23 protein-coding genes are annotated in these 25,377 nt (G+C 52.6%); 7 read left to right on the top strand and 16 right to left on the bottom strand.

The annotated features are described in order from the left end of the window. Positions 1-17: 17 nt before the first annotated feature. Both ACO0LN_RS21685 and ACO0LN_RS21680 read right to left on the bottom strand, forming a co-directional pair. Positions 18-635 carry a hypothetical protein gene (locus ACO0LN_RS21685; RefSeq protein WP_422977360.1) on the bottom strand — a complete coding sequence of 206 codons (618 nt, stop codon included), beginning with the start codon at positions 633-635 and terminating at the stop codon, positions 18-20. Positions 636-848: 213 nt separating this feature from the next. Then, complete coding sequence (locus tag ACO0LN_RS21680) at positions 849-1,463, bottom strand: DUF4337 domain-containing protein (protein WP_422977358.1); 615 nt, start codon at positions 1,461-1,463, stop codon at positions 849-851. A gap of 214 nt (positions 1,464-1,677) precedes the next feature. On the opposite strand from ACO0LN_RS21680, the gene ACO0LN_RS21675 reads away from it, so the two are divergent. From ACO0LN_RS21675 to ACO0LN_RS21655, 5 genes are all read left to right on the top strand, one after another. After that, a complete protein-coding gene (locus ACO0LN_RS21675; RefSeq protein WP_422977356.1) occupies positions 1,678-2,931 on the top strand; it encodes a sensor histidine kinase in 1,254 nt (417 codons plus the stop codon). Then, complete coding sequence (locus ACO0LN_RS21670; RefSeq protein ID WP_422977354.1) at positions 2,924-3,694, top strand: LytR/AlgR family response regulator transcription factor; 771 nt, start codon at positions 2,924-2,926, stop codon at positions 3,692-3,694. Before ACO0LN_RS21675 ends, ACO0LN_RS21670 begins: the two co-directional genes overlap by 8 nt. 3 nt (positions 3,695-3,697) lie before the next feature. Next, entirely contained in the window at positions 3,698-5,104 is a 1,407-nt protein-coding gene (locus ACO0LN_RS21665; protein WP_422977352.1) for a DUF4407 domain-containing protein, read from the top strand. A gap of 50 nt (positions 5,105-5,154) precedes the next feature. Next, complete coding sequence (locus ACO0LN_RS21660) at positions 5,155-6,198, top strand: hypothetical protein (protein WP_422977350.1); 1,044 nt, start codon at positions 5,155-5,157, stop codon at positions 6,196-6,198. Positions 6,199-6,417: 219 nt separating this feature from the next. After that, on the top strand, positions 6,418-6,741 hold the full coding sequence (locus ACO0LN_RS21655; RefSeq protein ID WP_162057599.1) for a hypothetical protein: 324 nt from the start codon (positions 6,418-6,420) through the stop codon (positions 6,739-6,741). A gap of 127 nt (positions 6,742-6,868) precedes the next feature. Here the strand turns inward: ACO0LN_RS21655 and pcp are convergent, their stop codons facing one another. The 11 genes from pcp to ACO0LN_RS21600 all read right to left on the bottom strand — a co-directional run bounded on the left by pcp (position 6,869) and on the right by ACO0LN_RS21600 (position 17,915). Beyond that, positions 6,869-7,522, bottom strand: coding sequence for a pyroglutamyl-peptidase I (pcp, locus tag ACO0LN_RS21650; protein WP_422977348.1), 654 nt, complete (start codon positions 7,520-7,522; stop codon positions 6,869-6,871). Between the two features lie 17 nt (positions 7,523-7,539). After that, positions 7,540-8,526 carry a DUF979 domain-containing protein gene (locus ACO0LN_RS21645; protein ID WP_422977346.1) on the bottom strand — a complete coding sequence of 329 codons (987 nt, stop codon included), beginning with the start codon at positions 8,524-8,526 and terminating at the stop codon, positions 7,540-7,542. Further along, the gene (locus ACO0LN_RS21640; RefSeq protein ID WP_162057596.1) at positions 8,523-9,257 is read right to left on the bottom strand and encodes a DUF969 domain-containing protein; all 735 of its coding nucleotides are present in this window, start codon (positions 9,255-9,257) and stop codon (positions 8,523-8,525) included. Before ACO0LN_RS21640 ends, ACO0LN_RS21645 begins: the two co-directional genes overlap by 4 nt. Positions 9,258-9,416: 159 nt before the next feature. After that, positions 9,417-10,766 carry a CDP-diacylglycerol--serine O-phosphatidyltransferase gene (gene pssA / locus ACO0LN_RS21635; RefSeq protein ID WP_422977343.1) on the bottom strand — a complete coding sequence of 450 codons (1,350 nt, stop codon included), beginning with the start codon at positions 10,764-10,766 and terminating at the stop codon, positions 9,417-9,419. A gap of 103 nt (positions 10,767-10,869) precedes the next feature. Continuing rightward, positions 10,870-11,892 carry a patatin-like phospholipase family protein gene (locus ACO0LN_RS21630; RefSeq protein ID WP_422977341.1) on the bottom strand — a complete coding sequence of 341 codons (1,023 nt, stop codon included), beginning with the start codon at positions 11,890-11,892 and terminating at the stop codon, positions 10,870-10,872. Between the two features lie 322 nt (positions 11,893-12,214). Further along, positions 12,215-12,823: a methyltransferase gene (locus tag ACO0LN_RS21625; RefSeq protein ID WP_422977339.1), complete on the bottom strand. Its 609-nt coding sequence runs from the start codon at positions 12,821-12,823 to the stop codon at positions 12,215-12,217. A gap of 21 nt (positions 12,824-12,844) precedes the next feature. Further along, complete coding sequence (gene ubiB / locus ACO0LN_RS21620) at positions 12,845-14,410, bottom strand: ubiquinone biosynthesis regulatory protein kinase UbiB (protein ID WP_422977337.1); 1,566 nt, start codon at positions 14,408-14,410, stop codon at positions 12,845-12,847. Continuing rightward, a complete protein-coding gene (locus tag ACO0LN_RS21615) occupies positions 14,407-14,988 on the bottom strand; it encodes a ubiquinone biosynthesis accessory factor UbiJ (protein ID WP_422977335.1) in 582 nt (193 codons plus the stop codon). Before ACO0LN_RS21615 ends, ubiB begins: the two co-directional genes overlap by 4 nt. A 149-nt stretch (positions 14,989-15,137) precedes the next feature. Then, positions 15,138-16,040, bottom strand: coding sequence for a Tim44 domain-containing protein (locus ACO0LN_RS21610; RefSeq protein ID WP_422977333.1), 903 nt, complete (start codon positions 16,038-16,040; stop codon positions 15,138-15,140). A gap of 85 nt (positions 16,041-16,125) precedes the next feature. Continuing rightward, entirely contained in the window at positions 16,126-16,860 is a 735-nt protein-coding gene (gene ubiE, locus ACO0LN_RS21605; protein ID WP_422954125.1) for a bifunctional demethylmenaquinone methyltransferase/2-methoxy-6-polyprenyl-1,4-benzoquinol methylase UbiE, read from the bottom strand. Positions 16,861-17,003: 143 nt separating this feature from the next. Further along, positions 17,004-17,915 carry a LysR family transcriptional regulator gene (locus ACO0LN_RS21600; protein WP_422977331.1) on the bottom strand — a complete coding sequence of 304 codons (912 nt, stop codon included), beginning with the start codon at positions 17,913-17,915 and terminating at the stop codon, positions 17,004-17,006. A 96-nt stretch (positions 17,916-18,011) separates the two neighbouring features. On the opposite strand from ACO0LN_RS21600, the gene ACO0LN_RS21595 reads away from it, so the two are divergent. Together ACO0LN_RS21595 and ACO0LN_RS21590 are read left to right on the top strand one after the other, a co-directional pair. Further along, positions 18,012-19,079, top strand: a complete 1,068-nt coding sequence (locus tag ACO0LN_RS21595) for an NADP-dependent oxidoreductase (protein WP_422977329.1) — start codon at positions 18,012-18,014, stop codon at positions 19,077-19,079. 4 nt (positions 19,080-19,083) lie between these two features. Beyond that, positions 19,084-19,779 carry a hypothetical protein gene (locus ACO0LN_RS21590; protein ID WP_422977327.1) on the top strand — a complete coding sequence of 232 codons (696 nt, stop codon included), beginning with the start codon at positions 19,084-19,086 and terminating at the stop codon, positions 19,777-19,779. 724 nt (positions 19,780-20,503) lie between these two features. Here the strand turns inward: ACO0LN_RS21590 and ACO0LN_RS21585 are convergent. The 3 genes from ACO0LN_RS21585 to ACO0LN_RS21575 are packed head-to-tail and all read right to left on the bottom strand — an operon-like array spanning position 20,504 to position 25,319. After that, positions 20,504-20,923, bottom strand: a complete 420-nt coding sequence (locus tag ACO0LN_RS21585; RefSeq protein WP_422977325.1) for a gamma-butyrobetaine hydroxylase-like domain-containing protein — start codon at positions 20,921-20,923, stop codon at positions 20,504-20,506. Next, positions 20,920-21,348, bottom strand: coding sequence for an HIT family protein (locus ACO0LN_RS21580; RefSeq protein ID WP_422977323.1), 429 nt, complete (start codon positions 21,346-21,348; stop codon positions 20,920-20,922). Before ACO0LN_RS21580 ends, ACO0LN_RS21585 begins: the two co-directional genes overlap by 4 nt. Next, positions 21,348-25,319 (bottom strand): DUF3683 domain-containing protein, encoded by a 3,972-nt coding sequence (locus ACO0LN_RS21575; protein ID WP_422977320.1) that lies wholly within the window; start codon positions 25,317-25,319, stop codon positions 21,348-21,350. The genes ACO0LN_RS21580 and ACO0LN_RS21575 overlap by 1 nt, the downstream gene beginning before the upstream one ends. Between the last annotated feature and the right edge of the window lie 58 nt (positions 25,320-25,377).

The raw sequence follows: 25,377 nt of genomic DNA, 5'->3' as shown, positions 1-25,377 counted from the left end.
GTTTTGCCGGCGTGGTTTCAGGCGTAGCGTATATTTTCAAAATGAAAAGCAAAAGGTGTGGAATTGGCACCGGGGCCGCCGCCTGTCATGACGATATCGGCCTCGGCAATACCAAGCAAAGACAGTTCGGTATTGATGTTGGAGATGATCGCAGAATTCATGACCTGCCCCTGGGCCACCTCTGAGGCAACGCCTATCCAGATGACAGGTTTGAACTCAAAAGCGGCTTTTTGCGCTGGTGCGATGGATGTGTGAGTCGCCAGCAAAGAACCATCCTTGTAAATCGACGCATTGATAGCTCCTTTGGTCAATTCATTTGCTACATGTATCTGCGCCGGATTGCCCGCATCGCCAGCCAGTGATAATTGTGTGCCAGAGTTACTCAAAGCAACATGGAACAAATTTCCATTTTGCGCAGCGAGTTGGGGCGTGTAATTACCCCATGAATCACTTGCACTCACTTGAGAACTTATTGGATACGCAAAAGGGTGATTATCACCAACGCCGCAATTTTCTATGACCTTCCATGCTACGGCAGTCTCATCAAAATTGGTCGCAAGGTTTTTTTGAAAAATCACGACACTGGAATTATTCAAGTCATTCGACCGGTTGATGAAGTTCAGTTTGATATCCATATAAAACCTTTGTGCTGGGTTAGAGGGTCGGTGAGGTAAAGAAAAATTTAACAGAAAATTTGATAGCGAGTTTGACAGCGAATTTATCAAATCTTTCGCTCAAAAGAATTTTCGCCCAACCCGGCAACCGCCAAATAAGATAGCATAAATTCAATTATCCAAACACGGATTTATGTCTTCGTTACTACCGTATTTCTGTAATTACCTATTATCTCAAGACAACAAAGCCACCAGCGCCGTTGGATGTATATGCCAACCCATCAAACCTGCCAGACCCATCAGCACACCAAAACCGGTAGGAACCAGGGTCACGAAATATAGCCAGCGCTGTTTGGTCAGCGCAGTGACTGCCAGCAAGGAGATGGCAATCGCCAGCAAGGCATCTGACAAGTCGAACTGGTCGTCCTTGTAATTGGCGTTGTCATAATCGACCTGGTCTTGCTCAGCCTGTTTTTTCAGTTCTTCTTTTTTGTCGTGCTGCTCTTTCGCCAGTTTTGCATAGCTATCGATAGCGGCCTGATATTCTGCTTTCTGGTCGGCAGGGACATTTTTGGAAGCCAGGCGCAGTTGCAGCTCCGTTGATTTGGCCAGTTCTTCCCGCATATTGCGCGCCTGGTAAAACGCCCAGTGATCTATCTTGTTGGCCTGTGATTGCTGCATGGCCTGGACGATATTGTCATCCTTGACCTTGCATATACCCATGAAAGTCGCCAGCAAAGCGACAGTAATGGCAACCCAGATATTCAATTGGTTGCTTGCCTTGTCTTGTTTGGCATCTTCCTGTTGCTCTGTTAATTGCTCTACGGTTTCCAGAGGATCGATGTCCATATATGCTCCTATGTTTAAAAATACATCAAAACAGCATTGTCGCACCAAGTTCAGAAAAATTTACTGAAATTCAATACGCCTTCAATACTGCAGGGCTTCCATGCCCCAAAATCTTGGACTCGTCAGTTTTTTTTTGCTTTCGTCGGAAAATGCGAGACGAAAGCCGCGCAGGCAATTATTCTTGGCAGCAATCGCAAATAAGAAGGAAATAACAATGTTCACGACTATCTGGTTTATCTTACGCTCCAGTTTTGGCTGGGGATTGCTGATCATGTTCACCACGATCTTGATCGTGAATGGCATTTTCAGAAACCACTTGCCAGGTGAGTTTATTCTCATCCCTTTCAGTCTCGTGGCCCTGGTCATGGGGATCAGCTTCTCGCATGTGCGTCGGGTGCGTCTAATTGCCAGCAAGGTTGATACCAACACGCTGGCCAATCGCCAACGCCGCCAGATAGAAATCCCGCTGGAAGCCAGTGAAGCTTTTGAACTGGTCGATGCCGCCATCCGCGAATTGCCGGGTGCAGAAGATACCGAGAGCGCCAGGGACAGCCTGCAAATACGCGCCAAGATCAAGCGCATAGACCCCTACCAGGCTAACTTCATTGATGAATTGAAGGTACTTGATTTCTTGACGACCAAACGCAACCAGATTCTCGCCACCATCACTCCCGGCGATGGCATAGGCAGCCTGACCCTGATTTGCGAACCTGAGCGCCCGGCCTGGACAGATTTTTTCCTCGTTGATAATGGTACCAACCTGGAAAATGCAGAAGCCATCACCCGCGCCATTACCCGCCGCATTGCAGAACGCAGGCGCAAGGAAAAAGCCAGTGCAGCGCAATCTGTGACGGAAAAAGAATTGACGGTCGCCAAACTCAATTTGCTGCATGCCCAGGTAGAACCACACTTCCTGTACAACACTCTGGCCAGTGCGCAATTATTGACACGCGCTGATCCAGCGGCGGCTGACCAGATGCTGGGCAATCTGATTACCTACCTGCGCCATTCATTGCCACGCACCGAAGATACAGCATCAAGCATAGGCGAAGAACTGGAACGATCCATCGCCTATCTCGATATCATGAAGATACGCATGGGCACACGCCTCAACATACAAATCCAGGTACCAACAGAATTGAAAGCCCTGCCCTTCCCCATGATGATGCTGCAAACCCTGGTGGAAAACGCCATCAAGCATGGCCTGGAACCCAAGACTGGCGGCGGCACGATATGGATCATCGCCAGGCAGCATGAGGGCAATGTCGCCGTCACAGTGGCTGATGACGGCAATGGCCTGGGGACAGAAATTGGCGGTACTGGCATAGGGTTGAAGAATGTACGTGAGCGCCTGCGTTTGGCGCATGGCAATGCGGCGAGTTTTGTACTGGTCGGTAATTTCCCCAGCGGGGTTGCTGCGACCATCACCGTACCTGTTGTAACTGCCAAGGGAGAACAACATGCCTAAGTGCGTTGTCGCCGAAGATGAGAGCCTGCTGCGCGAAGCCCTGTTGCAGCAACTGAGCCTGGCCTGGCCAGAGCTGGAAATCGCCGCTGCCTGTGAAGATGGCGGCAGTGCGCTGGAAGCCATTGCCATGCATCAACCAGATGTAGTGTTCCTTGATATACGTATGCCAGGTTTGAGCGGACTGGAAGTAGCCGCTGCCATGACCGAGGTCAGCCCACAAAGCCAGATCGTGTTCGTCACTGCCTATAACCAGTATGCGATTGATGCCTTTGAAAAAGGTGCGGTCGATTATCTGTTGAAGCCAATTACCCAGGACAGGCTGCTCGCTACCGTCAAGCGCCTGCAGATGCGTGCGCTGACCGGCACGGCTGATTTGCAGGCTATCAGCACCCTGGTACGCCAGCTCAGCGGTGGTCCGGCGGACATGCCCAAACCTGCGCCGCTGGTGTGGATCACCGCCAGCGTCGGCAATGAAACCCGGCTCATCATGGTCGATGATATTGCCTACTTCCAGGCAGACAGCAAATACACCGTGGTCATGACGGCTGAGGGTGAATCGCTGCTGCGCAAACCCATACGCGATTTACTGCAAGTGCTGGACAACAGCATGTTCAAACAGATACATCGCTCCACCATCGTCAACCTGAGGGCGATTGCCTCGATCAGCCGCGACGATAGTGGCAAGGGTCTGGTCAAACTCAAGATCAGGCCGGAGACGCTGAGCGTCAGCCAGCCCTTCATGGTCTTGTTCAGGAATATGTAAAGCATGCGCAATCTCAATGAACATACTTTCGTGCAAGCACTGGCACACGCAGCCAAGTCCTTGTTAGCTCTGTCAGCAGCAGTCAGCCTCAAAGTGCTGGATGCACAGGACAGCAATGGCAATTACCTGTATGCACGTGGCCGCCACAAGTATTTTGGCATAGGTGCGCTGGTGATTTTCTTTGCCCTGTTTGCCGGTTATGGCATGGCACATATGCTGGCCAGCATGGTGAATGTCAGCAGCACCGGTGCCATCATTGCCGGTTGTTTGTGGGCGGTATTCCAGTGGTGCCTGGAACGGCAGATGATCATGTCGATACAATCAGATGCCGGTTGGCGGGCAAAGAGCATGGGCCTGTTTTGGCGCAGCCTGCTGGCACTGTTATCCGCAATTACCATGGTCTATCCTTTTTTTGTCGATAGCAACCGTGCCGAGATCACGGTAAAAACCGGCGAACTGGAACGCACCCGCCTGATACAAAACCTGCAAAGCGCGCAACTGGCAACTGGCTTGCCAACGCTTCAACAGGATGTAGCAGCGCTGGATGACAAGTTGCAAAAGGCAGAAGACAAACTGCACAGCGAGCCACCGCAAATGGCAGAGATGCGCCAGCAATTACAGACCCTGCGTGAACAGGCAAAAGTTGAGGAGCGACGCGCCAATGCGCAGATCGCCAACTGGCGCAAAGCCCTGACTGTCGCATTGCCTGAGCAGGCTGTCTTGCTCGAACAAAAAATCAGCGCTGCACAAAACCGCATCAACACTGCCAAAGCCAGATGCCTGCGACAAGAGCAAGACATCAACACGACTCTGATCGCCTGGCGTAAAGAAAAACTGGCAGAGAAAGCGCAAGTCGCAGAAGAACGCCATGAGGCCAATGTCATCGCCAGCAAAGCCAGGGCCGATGCGCAAGTACTGGAAAAAACCCAGACTGAACACATACAGGCAGCATCCCATGCAGGTTTTGCGGCTGACTTCGCAGCCACCTGGGACATGCTGCAAAACGATATGCACAGGCGCTTGCAATTCATTTGGTGGCTACTGTGGTTTTTGACGATAGAGCTGGTCGCCATCATCGTCAAGTTCACCAGCCATACCGATGTCGATGCACGATTGAATGCCGATGAACACTTGCTGAAGTTTGACATCAGCAGCAAGTTCACTTTGCGCCGGGAGCAAATTGAAGTCGGGCAATTGCGCGAGATGACTGCACTCAAGGGTGAACGTGCCGCCCTGCAAGCGGACGACGGTATCAGTGCGGCTGCACTGGCGACTATCAGGCAAATGCGGCAACTGGAGCAACAGGCCGAGCTTAACTCAGGCAATGTCCCATCAGGCTTGCGGTCTTTGTTGCAAGAAACCCTGAACACCATGAATGCGAATTTTATACGCTTGCTAGTGCATAAATAAGGAATGCAAGGATTACAATAGCATCACGATTATTCCTTGTTCATATCCTCATGAAACTTGCTCGTATTGGCTGCGTAATCCTGTTCAGTGTATTCAATATCGCTAATGTTGCCTGTGCTGGCGACGCCTGGGTCCCACAAACCAGTGGCACTGAAGTTGAATTACGCGGCCTGTCTGTCGTCAGCCCCAAGATTGCATGGGCCAGCGGTGCCAAGGCCACGGTGTTGCGCACTACCGATGGTGAACGCTGGCAAGTGATGGAGGTAGCAGGTGCAGAAGGCCTGGATTTTCGTGACATCCATGCCTTTGATGCCAGGCACGCTATTATCATGAGCGCCGGGCCGGGTGCCCTGTCGCGTCTGTATGAAACCAGGGATGGCGGCAGCAGTTGGCAATTGCTCAAAACCAATGAAGCGAAGACAGGCTTTTGGGATGCGATCTCTTTTTCCAGCACCAAACAGGGCATCTTGTTTGGCGACCCGGTCGATGGCCAATTCCAGATACTGATAACGGCAGACGGCGGCCTGAACTGGCAAGAAAACAAACACCCCGGTCTAACCGCCCTCCCCAATGAAGGCGCATTTGCCGCCAGCGGCACCTGTGTGGCCACTTATGGCAGCCAGCATGCATGGATAGTCACTGGCGGTGCCAGCCAGGCGCGGGCTTATGCCAGCGCAGATGGCGGCATAAGCTGGTCAGCAGCCACGCTGCCCCTGCCTGCCGCAGCTGCCAGCAAAGGTGCGTTCTCGGTAGCGTTTCTGGATGAAAAAAATGGCATGGCAGTAGGCGGTGATTACAAACTCCCGCAACTCAACAGCCTCAACGGTGCACGTACTGAGGACGGCGGCCAGACCTGGCAGCCAGCCCAGGTATTACCGCAGGGCTTTTTGTCTGTGATAGCCACCGTACCGGGCGCAGCAAAGACCTATGTTGCAGCAGGCCTGGCAGGTTCAGGCATCTCACATGATGCAGGCAAAACCTGGAAGGTGCTGGATAAAACGCCAGTCAATACAGTAGCTTTTGCAAATGCAAAAAACGGCTGGGCAGTAGGGCCAAAAGGTTTGCTCATGAAGTTCAATGATGGTCTAAAATGATTCATCACAGGCCTGACTGAAAAGTCTGATGAAAGTGTCCGCAGTGTCCGAAGTGTCCACCCATCTATACACAAGCGGACACTTTGCTGCCTGATTTGCAACACGTATGGCCCCTGAAATTTGAATTCTCACTTGTTTTAGGTGCTGGCATGTTCTTTGCACAGAGTCTTGCCAGACTGTCACTCTGAAACAGCTGCGCCGTCGTAAAAAGGGATAAAAATGAAAACGAGACTGAATTTACTGGTCAAACTGGGCATAGCCAGTTGCATGCTGGGCACGATGCTGATCGCCAGTGCCGCACCTTTGGCAGTATCCAACCTGGACGCCCAATTGATTTCCTACTTCCGTCCATACGCACCTGCAGCTGAAGTGCTGGTCAAAAAGGTAGAGAAAAACTTGCCCGCAGACAAGAGCGACTCCACGGCCAAGTCCAAAAACAAAGCCGTCAATGACACCCAAGTGTGCGTTGATAGTGAAGCAGACAAGAATCTGGAAGCAGAAGGCTTGCAGGGCAAGCAGTCTGATATGCCAAAACTGCGCTAAGGTATGGCTGTCGGTATCAGCATTGGCACCACCATCAGCACACCGACAGCATCACCATCTTCAATTAGTATTAGGCTATCAAGCGCGAAGCTGCAACGCAGTTGTAACTTCGAGTGAACCTTCCCGCCTAATGAGTCGCCCCGCCGGCAATACGTAAATCCTTGTCGGTCTTCAATACACTCTCAAGCACTTTCAGTATCGCTGTCTTTAGCATTTCCAGCGGCATGCTGGCGGCTCCAGCATGGGCCACGGCCTGCTCAGGCAGATAGGGGATGTGGATAAAGCCAGCTCTTTGTATGCCACTGTCTGCCTTGCTTGCCAGATGCATGAGACCATAAAACACATGGTTGCAGACAAAGGTGCCAGCGGTCTGTGAAATCGATGCGGGTATGCCACTCAAATGCAGTTCCTGCGCTATGGCCTTGATAGGCAGGCTGGTGAAATAGGCAGCGGGGCCGCCCTCTACCACAGGTACATCTACAGGTTGTACGCCGACATTGTCGGGTATGCGGGCATCATCAATATTGATGGCGATACGCTCCAGGCTGATGTCGGCACGTCCACCAGCCTGGCCCAGGCCTATCACAATCGCGGGATGATGCTGCCTGAGTGCGGCGTCCAGTATCTGCAGGGAATTCGTGAATTCACAAGGCAGGCGGGCGCTGACGATCTGGTGATTGTCACCGATGAGCAAGCCATCCAGCCTGCGCACCACTTCCCAGGAGGGATTGCTTTGCTCGCCGCCAAAGGGATCAAATCCCGTCAGTAAAATGCGTTTCATGCCAGCCTCCAGGCCACTCAGGGAAAAACAAAGAAATGTATTAACAGGATATTGCAGGTCAGCACCAGCAGGGCTGTCGGTATCTGCACTTTAATCACTTGATACTTATCTTGCAACTCCAATAAGGCCGCAGGCACTATATTGAAGTTAGCGGCCATCGGTGTCATCAGGGTGCCGCAATAGCCAGAGAACATGCCTATCGCCACCAGCGCGGCCGGATTGGCATGGTGCTGGTTGATCAGGAATGGCAAGGCGATACCGGCAGTCATGACGGGGAAAGCCGCAAAAGCATTGCCCATGATCATGGTGAACAAGGCCATGCCTGTGCAATACATGATGATCAGGGTCAGGCGGCTGTCGGGGTTGATGAAAAGTTTGACGATGTCCTGTATAGCTTGCCCGGTTTTGGCAGCAACAAACACACCACCCAGCATGGCCAGCATTTGCGGCAAAATCAACGCCCAGCCTATGGCATCTACCAGGCGCCGCGACTCGCGCACGGCTTGTAGCGGCGTGCCACGGGTGTACAGGCAAGCCAGGCCCAGAGCGCAGATACAGGCTATGCATAGCGCAGTCAGGGTCAAATTCTTTTGGTCCAGCAAAAACCAACTACCAATCTGAAAGTCTTTCACCACCACAGTCAATATGACAGTAACGATAGGTATCGTCAGTGCCGGGATAAAGATGCGGTTACCAAGTTTGTTGGTAATGTGCAGGCGCGCTGGCCTGCCATGATCCACGTGCTTGCCCATGCCCAGTAAATTCGCGCCTGCCAGCACCGCCATCAACAAGACCGTAATGCCAACAATGCGGTAAGTCAGCGGCTTGCCCAGCGTGGCCAGCATGAGGTCGCCAAACAAAAAGCTGAAGCCGAACAGGAACCAGAACAAGGCCGTTGTGATACGGCGCGGGTTACTGGTATCGCGCAGCGTCATATAAGCCACCAGCATGACGACGATGCCGATGAGGTAAAGAACCAGATTAATGCTGACCAGGCTGTTCATGCGTTCACCACCGCATTTGCCTGATCTGCTTGATTAATCTTCTGCCAGGCCGCAATGTCTTTGGCAATGCTGGCGTCCAGCCGCGACAGACGGAACAGGTGTATGAGCAAGGCACACAATGCCGTTGGTATGCCCCAGATACCTATCGCCAGCGGCTCAATACCATTGATACCATTTTCCTTCAAAAAGGCCGTCATCAGCAATACTGCACCAAAGGCAATAAAGATATCTTCGCCAAAAAACAGGGCGACATTATCACAGGCAGCGGCGTGGGCAGCGATGCGGTCGCGTATTACAGGTGGCAAGTCGCCATGCAAATTGCTAGCGGCACCTTCAGCCATTGGTGACAGCAAAGGCCGCACAGTTTGCGCCTGTCCGCCCAGACTCAGCAAACCCATGGCGGCGCTGGCTTCACGTACGACAAAGTACAGCATGAGGATGCGACCCGTCGTGGCGCTGCGTATGCTCGCCACCCACTGCTGGGCGCGTTCACGCAAGCCATAGTGTTCCAGCAAGCCGATGATGGGTAGTATCAATAATGAACTGGTGAGTTGCCTGCTATTGAGGAATTTTTCACCAAAAGTTTCCAGCAGGCTCATGAAATCCATACCGACGGCAAAGCCTGTACCGAGGCCGGCGACGGTAACAACGAGCAAGGGGTTGAAGCGCAGTGCAAAGCCGATGACGACCAGGGGTATGCCTATCAGTGGCAGTAGTAATGCCAGGTTCATGCGGTCTCCTGTTTTGTTTTTCTATAGTATCTGGCCGAACATATTCCCTTGATAAAAACAGCTAAGACCTCTCAACACAGAGACACGGAGACACAGAGATGTCACAGAGGAAAACAAAGAGAATAAAAGAACCCGGCGCGTATCTTGAAATAAATTTCTCTACAAAACCCTGTACGCCAACCTGTCCAGCCGCGTGCCACTGAGCCGTCCCAGCAACTTGCGCACGGGATCAGGATAATCCGTATTTTTTTCCAGTTCACGGTAATGTGAAATGACGGTCGTTTTCTCCATGATGCTGCTCAGCTCATCCTGTCTTTGCTGCTGCAATTGATGCTGGGGATCATGGATCAGCAAGGCATTTTCCAGGTCAAGGCGGAAGGCGCGCGGGTTGAGATTATTGCCTGTCATGAGGGCATAATCCTGGTCTATCCACATGCCTTTCAGGTGATAGGTATTGTCGTCGTCCTTCCACAGACGCAATTGCAATTGCTGGCTGGTGATTTCTGCCTGATGGGATTTGGCAAAGCGGCGCAAGTTAACCTCGTACAGATAAGGCAGGGCAGCAATGACCTTGAAAGGTTCTTCTGGCGGAATGAAGAAGTCATTGGCAGTCTTGTCGCCAACGATGATACAGATGCGCACGCCGCGCTTGAGCGCGCGATTGATTTCACGCGTGACAGCGAGCGGGAAATTAAAATAAGGCGTGCAGATAGTGATCTGCGTCTTGCTGGCGGCCAGCAACTGGCAAATAACTTTATTCAGGGGATTGTTTTTACCCACGCCCACCAGCGGCGTCACGCTCAGGCCATGCCTGTCATGTTCTTGTTCCACTACATTGCAGTCATAGCGCGCGCTTTTCAGCTTGCTCCTGAATTGCTTGATTTCACGGCGTATGCTGCGGGTTGCGGGTATCTCGGGCATATCCAGCCGGTGCACGGCGGCAGAGGATAACAAATGCTCGCGGATAAATTGCACCATGCTGTTGGCCAGCACTTTATTGTGTATCAGCAAATAGCGGTCATGGCGGTATTTATCCTGCTTGTGCAAATACACATTATTCAGACTGGCACCGCTGTAGATGACTTCATCGTCAATGACAAAGCCTTTGAGGTGCAGCACGCCAAAGAGTTCACGCGTCTGCACGGGTATGCCATACAGTGGCACGGTATAGGCATGAGCCTTGCTGATCTCTTGATACCAGGCTGCATTGCCGCCACTTTTTGCGGCACCGATCAAGCCCCTTTGTGCCCGGTGCCAATCCACCAGCACAGCGATATCAAGCTCAGGCCTGGCCTTCTTGGCATCATAGAGAGCCTGCAATATCTCAGCCCCTGCTTCATCATTTTGCAGATACAGGCTGCATAAATAAATCCTGTGTTTTGCCCGGGCAATTCTGGTCAGCAAGGTGCTGCGGTAATCTGCTGCGGTATGTAGGGTATAGACGTCATCTGCCTGCAGGGGAATGCCATTTAGATGCGTAAGGTCGGAAGCGGACTTGAATAGGCGCATGTCTGTCTAATGAATACCAGTGGAAACCAGATGATGGTAACACTAGTCCATAGCCAGATACAAAAAACCCGCTAAGGAAGTACAAGCGAGGTATTGACAGAAGTTAACGAAACAGATGCGCCATCCTGAAGCTGGATTGTTGCCCCAGTTGTTCAAAATGCTGATCCAGCCAGACTTGCGCCCTGGCCCGCCCTTCTGCATGCAGGCTATGCAAAAATGTTGCCTGTGCATTCAATTTGCTATGGCTGCTCAACTGGCTCATGAGTTCAGGTGCGGCAATCACATGCAGATTGAGCTTGCGCAGGCGGCGCTCCAGCCTGCCCCAGGTCAGCCAGCCACGGTCTGCTTCCCGCTTGGCCAGCAGCAAGCCCTGCAATTCAGTATGGAAGGTAGAACTGAAACCCATCTCGGTCAGGCGCTGCCAGATTTCATTGGAAGAAGTCGGCACTTGCGCCCTTGGCTGGGCATGCAGCAGGATGGCAATAATGTCGCGGGCAGCGCATTTGTGTACCAGCGGGAATAAAGGCGGGTTGGCAGTCAGGCCGCCATCCCAGTATGCCACACCTTCTATCTCCACTGCCCTGTGCACCATAGGCAAACAGGCAGACGCCAGCAAGACATCCAAGCTCATCTGGCGGTTGCGGAACAGCTTCAGCGTGCCCGTGCTGACTTGCGTAGTGGCAATAAAAAGTTCTATGCCCGATTGTTCGCGCAATCGCTGGAAATCTATCTGCGCCGCCAAAATGTCGCGCAAAGGGTTGATGTCGAAAGGGTTGAGCTGGCTGGGAGAAAAGAAACGTGTCCAGGCAAACAAATGTTTCATGGCAGCTGGCAGTTCAGATTGCGCTGCGATATCCGCCGTCAGTGCATGCTCATCCAGAGGCGCGCTGAACGGAGAGCTGCTGGCGACGCTATCCCAGAATTTTTTCAGCGCCTGCCTGGCACCATCTGCCCCGCCATCAAGATAACCATGCGCCAGCGCTACGGCATTCATGGCACCGGCACTGGCACCACTGATCGCCTCTATGCTGACACGTCCATCTTCGAGCAAGCGATCCAATACGCCCCAAGTCAGTGCGCCGTGTGACCCACCACCTTGTAATGCCAGTGTGACTGTTTTATTCATTGATTCCCTTTCAAGAGGCAGATGCCATGAGGGAGAGTGAAGCATAGAGGTGACCGGCTTATGACGTGGTCAGTGTGAAGGAGTAGCAAGCAAGGGGTATGCCTGTGAGGATGACAGTTGGGCCGGGTATTGTAAATATCGTAGGTTGGGCCGGGCCTCGCTAGGCTACGGTTTGCTGCGGTTTACCAGCCCAACAATGGGCGATTAAATAACATAGACGTTTTTTCAAGGTCATTCACCAACCAACACTCGGCGTTTAAATAAGATATACGTTTGCAGAGGCACAGTGTTGGGCTGGTAAACCTTAGCCCAACCTACAATCCTACAACCTGCGCCAAACCTGCCACCGCTCCTTATTCGCAAACACGGGGATGGAGTCACTGACAGCCTGCTCTTCCAGCAAGCTAAAATACGGCGACATCAATTCACGAAATGCGGCGCTATGTATGGTAAACGGCGGCCCCTTGAGCGATGCATCTGGCGCGTCATCAAAGAAGAAATACCCGGCCAGCAAAGCGCCTGCTGGCAACAATGCAGCCCAGCGTTTGACGATATCTGCCCGCATCGCAGGAGGTAATGCGCAAAAGAAGGCACGCTCATAAATCAGGTCCAGCGGCTGCGCTGGAGTGTAGGCGAAAAAATCGGCCTCGATAACATGTTTGCCCCACTCGCCTATTGCTGCCTGCGCGCTGCGCACGGCAGCAGGAGAAAAATCGATGGCGACAACAGGCCAGCCTGCTTGGGCCAGGAAGGCTGCTTCATAACCATTGCCACAACCCGGAATCAGCGTATTCATGGACTGCGGCGCAGCCTGCATAAAAACCTGCAATTCAGCGGGCGCATTGCCCTTATCCCAAGGGATGAAGTTTTTTTCAAAACGCTCGTCCCAGAATTGCGGATTGCGCGGGTCGCGGTTTATGAAATCAGCCATGCTTCTGTATGAATTGATGCGTCAGATTTTGAAATAAAAATGCAGCAGCAATTGCGCCACCACCACGCCAGAAAACAAGCCCGCACCAAAATACACGATGGTGCGTAACAGGCGGTTGGTGCGTCTTTGCTCTGACAACAGCGCCATCAACATCTCATCACTATGCCGGGGTTCGGCAGCGCGTGTCAGAGCCTGATGTGCAAGGCGCGGCAATTGCGGGAAGATATGGCTGTAACGTGGTCCCTCAGCCTTGAGTTTGTCCAGCAGGCCACGCCAGCCTACCTGCTCGCTCATCCAGCGTTCCAGATACGGTTTGGCAGTTTTCCACAAGTCCAGGTCAGGATCCAGCTGACGGCCCAGACCTTCGATATTGAGCAGGGTTTTTTGCAGCAGCACCAGTTGCGGTTGTACTTCTACATTGAAACGGCGTGAAGTCTGGAACAGGCGCAGCAATACCTGGCCGAAAGAAATATCTTTCAATGGCCGGTCAAAAATGGGCTCACAACAGGCGCGTACTGCTGCCTCAAGCTCATCGACACGCGTCTCTTTCGGTGCCCAGCCGGATTCTATATGCGCCTCGGCCACACGCTTGTAGTCACGCTGGAAGAAAGCCAAAAAGTTTTGCGACAGATAATCCTTGTCGAAATCATTGAGGGTGCCGACGATACCAAAATCCAGCGCGATATAACGGCCAAGTGTCGCTGGCGCGGTTGATACCAGAATATTACCGGGGTGCATATCGGCATGGAAGAAACCATCGCGAAACACCTGGGTAAAGAAAATGGTCACGCCATCGCGTGACAGCTTTTGCAAATCGACACCAGCTTCGCGCAATTTATCCAACTGCGAAATAGGTATACCCTGCATACGCTCCATGACGATGACCGAAGACGAGCAATAATCCCAATGCATCTCTGGTACCAGCAGCAAATCCGAATCAGCAAAATTGCGGCGCAACTGGCTGCCATTGGCAGCTTCACGCATGAGGTCCAGTTCGTCATGCAGATATTTGTCAAACTCGGCCACGACTTCCTTGGCCTTCAAACGCTTGCCATCTGCCCACAATGTTTCCAGCCAGCCTGCGGCGATTTGCATGAGGGCAACATCATCATCAATGGCTTCTTTCATGCCGGGGCGCAGCACCTTGACGGCAACTTCACGGCCATCCTTCAAAGTGGCGAAATGCACCTGAGCGATAGACGCAGAAGCCACTGGCACACGCTCAAAACTGGCAAATAACTGATCAGGGTGTGAGCCCAGGGATTTCTTGATTTGGGCTATCGCCAGGTCGGGGTCGAACGAGGGCACGCGGTCTTGCAGGTGTGTCAGTTCATCGGCGATGTCCGGCGGCATGAGGTCACGCCGGGTTGATAATACCTGGCCAAACTTGACGAAGATGGGGCCCAGCTCTTCCAGCGCCTTGCGCAGGCGTTCCCCACGCGGTGCAGAGATGTCGCGCCAGAATATAATGGTATCAATCAGGCGTGCCGTACGTGGCACGGACAGACCGGAAATGGCGATTTCATCAATGCCATATTTAATGGCGATACGTATGATTTTCGCCAGCCTGAGAAACTTCAATATCATCCGCGCCTCCTTTCCAGTTTTTCGATGCGCTTGATAAGACGCTCGACATCATCCCGCGTCTTGTTGACTTCGGTACTAAAGCCCTGCACGGCCTGAGGCCGGACCAGCATGGGGTTTTCTTCTAAAAAATATTCAGCCAGGTTTTCCTGGATTTTTTGATGGGTGTCCAGTGCAGTCTGGTGCAGGGATTTGGCAAAGCCAACCATGCGTACTGCCGCGACATCACCAAACAGCTTGCTCAAATCTTCTTCTGCTTCCCAGCGCAGGTTCTGGCTAAGGTTGGAGATGGTATTGGCAAAGTCTGCATCGCCTTCTATTTTGACATAAGAAAAGGCACGGTCACGGTTTTGCGCGATCAGCGGCAAGTCGCTGAGTTTGACGTAGATGGTGACTTGCGCCAGCTCGTCAGCGGCGGCGTTTTCCAGCAAGCCATCTGGCGCAACTTTGAGGCGCAACTGCATGGTTTGCAAGTCTATGCAGGCAATTTTACCGGCATGCGGCAAGAGCTTGTTTTTAGCCCAGCTCTCTTGCGCCAGCAGATGATTGATAAAAGTTACAAAAGGTGCGGAGGGGATCATGTTCAAATCAGGGCTGTTGCAAAACACCGGCCAACTAGAAATGGCAACCAGATATATCGTGCAAATAAAAAACCGCCCAGCATTTGCGGGGCGGCTTCCAGTTTAACAGCTTATCGCAACGAGCATCGCTGCGCGGCATCAAAACTTAATTACATTTGTTGAATACCGGCCAATACCCAACCACCCTGACCATTGACTGGCTTGGACAAGTTCCATACTTCATTGAAGGCTTCTGCCGGTGCATTGGCAGCTTCCTTGATCATGCCAGTGAAATTGATACTTGCCAGATAATCAGCGCCTACGGTTTCTACGCCCAGCATATCTGCATTCAAGGTCACGACATCAGTGACATTGGAAGATGCACCGCGCTCCTGAATTTGCAGTTTCAGTTCAGCATACATTTCTGCCGTCGTGAATTCACGCAGATCATTGATGTCAGCCTTGTCCCAAGCCGCTTGCAGGCGGATGAAATAGCTTTTTGCATTACGCAGGAAGCCTGGTACATCAAAGTCAGCCGGAATAGTCCAGGTGGCATTGGTGTCAGCATTGCCGCCTGAAGAAGCCGGGGCATTGTTTTGGAAAGCCATAGACTGCGGTGTCACAGACGAAAGTGGCGCTGCGCCGGCAAACGCTGGCTGATTAAAACTATTGCCCGTGCTTTGACCATTCTTGTTACGGAACAGGCGGATCACGAAGAAAATCGCAAAACCGATCAGGGCAAAGGTCAGCAAGCTACCCAGCATGCTGGCAGCTGCACCACCCAGGCCAAAATGCGACAAGGCTGCGCCCAGCAAGGCACCACCGATCAAACCACCGGCAATACCCTTCCAGGGGATGCCTGGTTTAGGTGCAGCTACCGCAGGCGCACCAGCAGCAGGCGCTGCGGCCGGTCTGGCAGCATTGCTTGGAGCAGGCGGTGTCGCCTGGCGTGACACATTATTGGACTGACGACCGATAGAGCCGCCGCCACCAAGACGCTTGGCTTCTGCGTCAAACACTGTCATTGTCATCGTACTGGCTACGACGAGCATGGCGATCAGAAACTTTTTCATCATTCGACTCCTGTTTGTTTCAAGGGTTGCTACAAAACTCATCTACTTCATCATTTACTTCATCACTTACTTCAGTATCAAGTTTTCAGTACTTGATACCGGTGTGTAAAGCGGCAACACCTGCCGTCAAATTAAAATATTGCACGCTGTCGAGCCCTGCTGTTTCCATCATCGTTTTCAGGGTTTCCTGATCAGGATGCATACGTATCGATTCAGCCAGGTACTTATAGCTGTCTGCATCTCCAGCTATCTTTTGCCCCATCCAGGGCAAGACCTTGAAAGAATACAGGTCATAAGGTTTTTGCAGGATTTCTGGTACTTTTGAAAATTCCAGCACCAGCAATTTGCCACCTGGTTTCAGTACACGCTGCATTTCTGCCAGTGCCTGATCCTTGTGTGTCATATTGCGCAAACCAAACGCCACGGTCACTCTGTCAAAGTAATTATCCTGGAAGGGTAATTTTTCTGCGTCGCATAACAAGGTGGGGGTGATCAGGCCCTTATTCAAGAGGCGGTCACGCCCTACCCTGAGCATGGATTCATTAATGTCGGTATGCCAGACCTCACCTGTCTTGCCTGCCTGACGCACGAATTCCTTGGTCAAATCACCCGTACCGCCAGCGATATCGAGCACCTTGAAGCCAGGGCGCACACCAGCCTGGGCGACCGTGAAGATCTTCCATACCCTGTGCAAGCCAGCCGACATCATGTCATTCATGACATCATATTTGGCGGCAACGGAATGAAAAACCTCGGCAACCTTATGGACCTTTTGGTCTTCTTCTACGGTGGTGTAACCAAAATGGGTGGTATTGCTCATGTTATCTGCCCTGTTTTCTTCAAGAATCCTGAATTATCACGGTTTTCTGACGACTGTAGAAATTTCCGTTGGCTGACATTCATCTTGTTATGTAACGGATTGTATCTCAACCACTGCAAATTTCCGCACCTGGCTAAAAAAAATCACGCCCGCTCTGCCAGTACCCTGCCCACCTTCTGCTGCCACTGCGCTGCGTTCCGGGTATTCCAGACCAGATGCACTTCTTCCACGCATTGAAAACCGCAGTCTGTCACCTCAAGGCGAACCAGGCCAGCATCGTCGAGGGCAAAATCAGGCAGGTAGGCCAGCGCCTTGCCCGACCTCACCATGGCCAGCAGCAATTGCAAATCATCTATCCAGTAAGCGATGCGACGCGGGAACTCGTCATCGCGCCAACCATCAGAATGCTTGCCACGCTGCTTGCCGCAAAACAATGATCGCGCCGGGCTGACAAAGTCATGGACCAATACCTGTGCGCTGGTAAAACTCTGCTCCTGCTGGCCGACAGTATTGGCCAGCAAGGGATGTTGCCTGCCCGCCAGCAGTTGCAGCCTTAACATACCGAGCGAGATGCTGGCCCAGTCGGCAGACCAGTGCGCAGTGCGGCCGTGCAAGACTTCACTGGTGACCAGGGCATGACTGGCCTCGCCTATTGCTAATGCTGCCAGAGCATCTTCTTCATACATACTGAGCAAATGCATGTCTGCCGCCGGGTAAGCTGCCATGGCTTGCGCCAGTTGTTCTGCATGCCGCCACAGCAATATGGCCGGGCCAGCCACGCGGCAACTGATGCTGGCATCGTCACCACGTACATCGGCCTTGGCCTGATCAGCCATGGACAACATATTGCGGGCAAAGTCCAGCATGCGCTGGCCACTGGCATTCAGGCTGAGCTGCTTGGCAGAACGGTCAAACAACACCGTATCCAGGTCACCCTCCAGCCTGCGCAAGGCCTTGGAAATGGCAGAAGGAGTCAGGTGCAGCTCCAGTGCTGCCGCTCCCAGCGATGGCTGTCTTGCCACGCAGGCAAAGATTTTGAGGTCTATGAGGTTCATCTTATTGAGGCTTCTTTAGGCTTCTCGCTTAAATTTCCAATTTGGACATTAAAAGTGAATTTATATTGCTTTACGAGACATTTTAACAGACCTACTATGTCAGCATCTCTTACTAAACTTGATCCCGCCATGACCTTCACTGAAAACCTGATACACCAGCAATGGATATACAGCCGCCATCCCACAGGCATAGTCAGCGATGAACACTATGAATTGCGCAGTCAGCCACTTGATACCTCCCTGGACCGTGATGAAGTATTGATAGCCGCCCGCTACATCAGCGTAGATCCTTACATGCGCATCAACCAGTCATCCAAGCCTACCTATAACCCGGAACCGCATTCACTCGACACCGTGCAGGCCGCTGGCGTGGTCGGCCAGGTGCTGGCATCGAATGCCGCCAGCCTGAAGGCCGGTGACTGGGTATTTGGCATGACGGGCTGGCAAAGCCATGCGCGCGTGCATGTCAGCGCACTGACCAAGATAGACCCCACCATTGCACCTGTCAGCACAGCGCTGGGCGTACTCGGCATGCCCGGTCGCACGGCCTGGTTTGGCCTGACCGAGGCAGGCAAGCCGCATGCAGGTGAAGTGGTCGTGGTATCTGGCGCAGCTGGTGCAGTTGGTTCACTGGTGGTGCAATTCGCCAAACGCCATGGCGCAAAAGTACTGGGCATAGCCGGTGGTGCAGAAAAATGCGCGTGGCTGAAAGACAAGCTGGGCGCTGACTGGGCGCTTGATTACAAGGCATACAACAATGATGAAACATTGAGCCAGGAGATACTCAAACTCACAGGCGGCGTTGATGTGTATTTCGACAATGTCGGTGGCATGGTCACCGATGCCATCCTCCCCATCATCAAACGCCGCGCCCGCATCATTATCTGCGGCCAGATCAGCCAGTACAACGGCGGCCTCGACGTGCCAGAAATGGGCCCGCGCCTGCTGCAACACATGCTCTACCAGCGCGCCACCATACAAGGCATACTGGCCCGCGATTACCTGCACCGCATGGATGAAATGCTGGCCATCGTCTCGCCCTGGGTCAAGGCGGGTGAACTGGTGTTTGAAGAAACCATCATCGACGGTTTTGAACAATTGCCAGGCGCCTTGAATTCTTTATTCACAGGCGAACACCGCGGTAAATTGCTGGTGAAGGTATAAGCACATGAAACGCTTGCTCTCTTTCTTCCTGCTCAGCTTTTGCTTCATCTTCAGCACCCATGCAGAAAACAAACTCGGACCCACCTGGGGCATACACGGCATGCTTTTGTTTGGCAACAGCGAAGGTATGTATGTCTCGCACCTGCCCATGTTCCATGCACCGCATGATTACCAGGTCGTCTTGCAGATACGCTGCCTCGATCAAAAGCTGGATACTGCCATCAAAGCCAGGCTGGAACAAAAACTGGTCTTGTGGACCATGGAACCAGAACAATTCGAGATAGCCAGACTGGCCGCAGACAGCAAGTCGCTGCTGAAGCAGTTCAAGGCCAATATCGTGCTTGGGCATTTTGAACAGGGTGGTAAAACCGAGTACAAGGATGTGCCGGTAGTCGTAGAAAAGACCCTGATCTTCCGCCAGTTATCACCGCAAATGCATGAAAGCAAGCAGGCGGTTTATCATCAGATAGGCAGTGGCTCGCAACGATTCCTGTTGAAGGAAATTGATAGCAGGCCTGACTTTGATCATGTGCTGGCGATCAGTGTGTCTGCGGCTGCGGCGATGGCGGATGTGGTGCTGAAGAAGACGGGATTGCAGGCGTTGAGTGATGCGGAGTTTTTGCAGGTGTTGCAGAGTAAGGTAGATAAGCGGGCTGGTGTGAAGGGGACGGTTTATCTTGATAAGGCGGATTTGGAGTAAGTGACCAAGCTGGGCACGCATCACGCACCAGCGCACATATTAGCGTCGGTTTTGAAGTTGGGTTTGACTTTGGGGTTGCTTTTGAATTTTGCAGCTCCCATGTGTCGACGCCGTTTGTGCGGTACAGAAAATGGAAAGAGAAGGACCGCTGTTTGAGGTGTAGCAGGGGTTTCGGACAGCATGCTGTCCGCCTGCGTAACGGCAATCGCTTGCAAGCGATTGTGCGCCCTGCAAGGGAAGCGAGTTTCGGGCCTTCCCATTTTTTGTACTGCACAAACGGGAACCCCCTTCAGGGGGCAACGACGCCTGGGTCGCCTTCTTTTGCTTCCTTTTCTTGGCGACGACAAGAAAAGGGAGTAGCTGCCGGGCTACCCCCGGCCTGCAATCTTTAATAACGTATGCAGGTAGTTAAAAGCGAACTCAGAAATATCGCTTTGTTTTTTAAGAATACGTTGATCGGAGGCCGAGTGTTGGGCTGGTGAAGCGTAGCCCAACCTACGGACCGCAATCGTAACAAGGCGTGAAACCGTTTTAAAATCGACTCACAAAATCACACGATTCTGACATTAATAAACTGCACGGTAGACTGCGAACGCCGCTGGATTCCAGCTAAAAGCACGCTGGAGCACCAGCCCGGTGGAATGACGTTAATGTGTGTACGGCTTAACAAAAAGTGGCAGTGTTGGTTTACATCTGAGACCTAAAATCTGAGATCAACGCGCGCTCAATGCTTAGTCCCACAACTCCCCCCACCCTTCATTGGCATAGGCGCATCCCGCCCCGTCTCTCCAGCAAACCCCGCCGCCTGCAATTTCTCCAGATATTCCTGCCAGACCTGAGCCTGGTTTTCACCCAGCCAATACAGATAATCCCAGGTAAAAATCCCTGAACTATGCTGATCAGAAAAGATGGGCTTGATCGCATAATTACCAACTGGCTCTATGCCAACAATGCCAACATCGCGCTTGCCGGTTTGCAGCGTCTCTTGCCCCGGCCCATGGCCACGCACTTCGGCAGAAGGCGAAGATATACGTAGTAATTCAAACGGCAAAGAGAACTCTTTACCATCATCAAAGGCGACTTCAAGCACCCGCGATTGGGTGCGGGCATTCAGGGAAGTGGGTTGTGGATTACCTATACTCATGATGCGAAATTCGACATAATGGTTTGCCTTAATTGCGGCAACAAGTTGCGACGTGCGTCCAATGCAGACTGATCAGGCGCATCGCTGCGTACGGCCGCCCATATAGGGTTAGGGAAATGCGCATCATCGGTATACCGTGGAATCAGATGCCAGTGCAGATGCGGCACCATATTACCCAGGCTGGCGACATTCATCTTGTGCGGCTGCATGACTGCACGTATGGCCGCTTCCACTTTCCAGACAGCCTGCATGAACACATTTCTGTCTGCATCAGACAAATCCGTCATCTCTTTGACATGGGCATTCCAGATAACGCGGCAAAAGCCGGGGTAGTTGGCGTCATCAACCAGGATGACGCGTAACTGATCTGTGCTGACGAGGATATCGCCAGCACTGGCATCACATAATTCACAAACAATGCTCATTACACCAGCACCCTTTCTATACCGCCGTTATTGGCTTTGGAGACATACTCTGGCATCCAGTTTGGTCCGAGGATATGCTTGGCCATTTCGACGACGATGTAGTCTGCGGTCGTGCCAGAATCTTCATCGTAGCGCGTCAAGCCTTGCAAACAGGCCGGGCAGGATGTCAGGATTTTGACGTCGCCGGTAAAGCCGTCAGCGCGCAGTTTATCTGCGCCCTTGTTCATTTCTTCTTCCTTGCGGAAGCGTATCTGGGTAGAGATATCAGGGCGCGATACGGCGAGCGTACCAGCCTCACCGCAGCAGCGATCATTCTTTTCTATCTTGACATCATCAACCGTGGTGATCAATGCATTCACCGTTTTCAAAGGGTCTTGCAATTTCATCGGCGTATGGCAAGGGTCGTGATACATATAACGCGTGCCATTCACTGCCGCCAGCTTGACGTCTTTTTCGAGCAAAAATTCATGGATGTCGATGATGCGACATCCTGGGAATATCTTGTCGAATTCATAGCCCTGTATCTGGTCATAACAGGTGCCGCAAGAAACGACCACGGTCTTGATATCCAGATAGTTCAGGGTATTCGCCATGCGATGGAACAACACGCGGTTGTCGGTGATCATCTTCTCGGCCTTGTCGAACTGGCCGGCACTGCGTTGCGGGTAACCGCAGCACAGATAACCTGGTGGCAGCACGGTTTGCACGCCGACATTCCACAGCATTGCCTGGGTTGCCAGGCCGACTTGTGAGAACAGCCTTTCCGAACCACAGCCGGGGAAGTAAAACACGGCTTCAGTATCTGCTGTCGTGGTTTGCGGATTGCGGATGATGGGAACCATCTTGTCATCTTCAATATCCAGCAAGGCACGCGCGGTTTTTTTGGGCAGGTTGCCCGGCATTTTCTTGTTGATAAAGTGAATCACCTGCTCGCGTATGACAGGCTTGCCCAGGCTCGCTGGTGGGGCCTTGGTCTGCTTTTTGGCGAGTTTTTTCAATACGGTATTACCGAGGCGTTGTGCCGCCACACCCCAGCCAAAAATCACCTGACGTGCGGCCTTGATGGTGGCCGGGTCTTTGGCGTTCAAGAAGAACATGGCTGATGCCGTGCCGGGGTTGAATGACTTCTTGTCCATCTTGCGCAAGAGATTGCGCATATTCATCGACACATCACCAAAGTCGATATCTACCGGACAGGGCGTTACGCATTTATGGCAAACCGTACAGTGGTCGGCCACATCCTCAAATTCTTCCCAGTGCTTGATGGAGATACCACGTCGCGTCTGTTCTTCATACAAAAAGGCTTCGACCAGCAACGAGGTTGCCAGAATTTTGTTACGCGGCGAATACAGCAAATTGGCGCGTGGCACATGGGTGGCGCAAACGGGCTTGCACTTGCCGCAACGCAGGCAATCCTTGACGCTGTTCGCAATCGCACCGATATCGCTTTGCTGCATGATCAGCGACTCATGCCCCATCAGGCCAAACGAAGGCGTGTAGGCATTGCGCAAGTCGGCAGCAAAGTCTGGCAGGTTCAGCAGTTTGCCCTTGTTGAAGCGGCCTTCAGGATCGATGCGCAATTTATACGAGCGGAAATCCTTGATTTCATCTTCAGTCAAGAATTCCAACTTGGTGATGCCTATGCCATGCTCGCCCGAGATAACACCATTCAATGAACGGGCCAGTACCATGATACGGGCAACGGCATGATGTGCCACTTGCAGCATTTCATAATCATCAGAATTGACTGGCAAGTTGGTATGTACATTGCCATCACCTGCATGCATGTGCAAGGCGACGAAGACGCGGCTGCGCAATACTTTCTTGTGCACGGCCACGCATTCATCCAATATCAGCTTGAAGGCAGAACCACTGAAAATCTGGCGCAGGTGTGCACGGATTTCTGTCTTCCACGATACCCGCACTGTCCTGTCCTGGACGATGGAAAATACCGTCACATCAGGCTGCTGTTGCAGTCTTTCATCAAAAACAAATTCCAGCTTGTCCAGGCCAAGCTCCAATAATTCTGCTTTGGCTGCACTAAGTGGCTTGTCGAGATTATTCAGCAAATAAGTCCAGCGTGCTTCTGCTGCCTGCAGAAGTGCATTGGCTTCATTGACGCGGTCTTCCAGCAATTCAGATGCGGGGATGTCATCACCAGCAGCATCTTCGCTCTTGCCCAGCGGCAGATTGCGCCTGGCGAAAAAGCCTTTCAGGGCATCGAGCAAGGCCAGCTTGTTTTGTATCGATAATTCTATGTTGATGCGCTCTATGCCGTCGGTATATTCACCCATGCGGTTGAGCGGTATCACCACGTCTTCATTGATCTTGAAGGCATTGGTGTGTTTGGAAATCGCCGCTGTCTTGGCGCGGTCCAGCCAGAATTTTTTGCGTGCCTCAGGGCTGACGGCCACAAAGCCTTCACCGACGCGGGTATTGGCAATGCGTATGACTTCAGACGCGGCCTGGGCCACGGCATTTTCATCATCGCCGACGATGTCACCGAACAGCGCCATCTTGGGCAAGACGCCGCGCTTGGATTTGGTCGTATAGCCGACAGCACGCAGATAGCGCTCATCCAGATGTTCCAGACCCGCCAGAATAGCGCCGCCCTTGCTGGTTTCGTTATCGAGGTAGTCCTTGATTTCAACAATGCTTGGTATGGCATCACGTGCCTGGCCGAAAAATTCCAGGCAGACGGTGCGGGCAAACTTGGGCATCTTGTGCAGGATCCAGCGAGCCGATGTAATGAGGCCATCGCAACCTTCTTTTTGCACACCAGGCAAACCCGCGAGGAATTTGTCAGTCACATCCTTGCCGAGGCCTTCTTTGCGGAAGACGCGGCCCTTGATATCAAGCTGCTCGGTCTTGAACGGTTGCTTCTCGCCAGGGTGTGTCCATTCCAGCTTGAACTTGGCAACTTCCACGTCGTGGATTTTGCCGAGATTATGCTCAAGGCGTGTCACTTCCAGCCAGTCACCGTTAGGATCAACCATGCGCCACGAAGCCAGGTTATCCAGCGCTGTGCCCCACAATACCGCCTTCTTGCCGCCCGCATTCATGGCGACGTTGCCGCCTATGCATGAAGCTTCGGCCGAAGTTGGGTCAACGGCAAATACAAAGCCGGCTTTTTCAGCCGCATCCGAGACGCGCTTGGTGACGACACCGGCACCGGAATAGATGACGGCATAATCGCGATCAACGCCAGGCAGGCGCGTCATTTCGACTGCGCCCAGTTGTTCCAGTTTTTCTGTATTGATGACTGCCGACAAAGGTGTCAGCGGTATCGCGCCGCCGGTATAACCCGTGCCGCCGCCACGCGGGATGATGGTCAGGCCCAGCTCTATACAGCTTTTGACGAGTCCCGCCATTTCATCTTCAGTGTCTGGTGTCAGCACGACAAAGGGGTATTCCACGCGCCAGTCGGTTGCATCAGTGACATGGGATACGCGGCTCAGGCCATCGAACTTGATATTGTCTTTTGCAGTGAAGCGCGCCAGCAGCCTGTTGGCCTTCTTGCGCAAATCATAGGTATCGCGAAAATCTTTGGAAAAGGCTGCCACTGCCTTGCGTGCAGCCAGCACCAGCGTCTCTACGCTATTGCTACGTTCTGCATCATCGTTGACGGTACTCAGGCGGCGCTTCTCGACTTCAGCCAGCCTGTGGTTCAAGGCATCAATCAAATCCTGACGACGCTTGGGGTTGTCCAGCATATCGTCTTGCAAATAGGGATTACGCTGCACGACCCAGATATCACCCAGCACTTCGTACAGCATGCGCGCAGATCGCCCGGTCTGGCGTTTGCCGCGCAATTGATCGAGCAATTGCCAGGCGTCTTCACCTAACAGGCGTATGACGATTTCGCGGTCAGAGAACGACGTATAGTTATAGGGAATTTCCCGCACGCGGGTCGGTGTGGCGCCTTGGGGTGCATCTGCGAGCAAGGCCTGGATCTGGGCTGGAGCATTCATCAGTGACGTGGTTGGACGGATATATAAAAGTCCATTCTAACTTATTGCGATGCACCAC

Source organism: Undibacterium sp. TC9W, assembly GCF_049339865.1.
Classification (GTDB): Bacteria; Pseudomonadota; Gammaproteobacteria; order Burkholderiales; family Burkholderiaceae_D; genus Undibacterium.
This window is presented reverse-complemented; position numbering and strand designations above follow the sequence as displayed.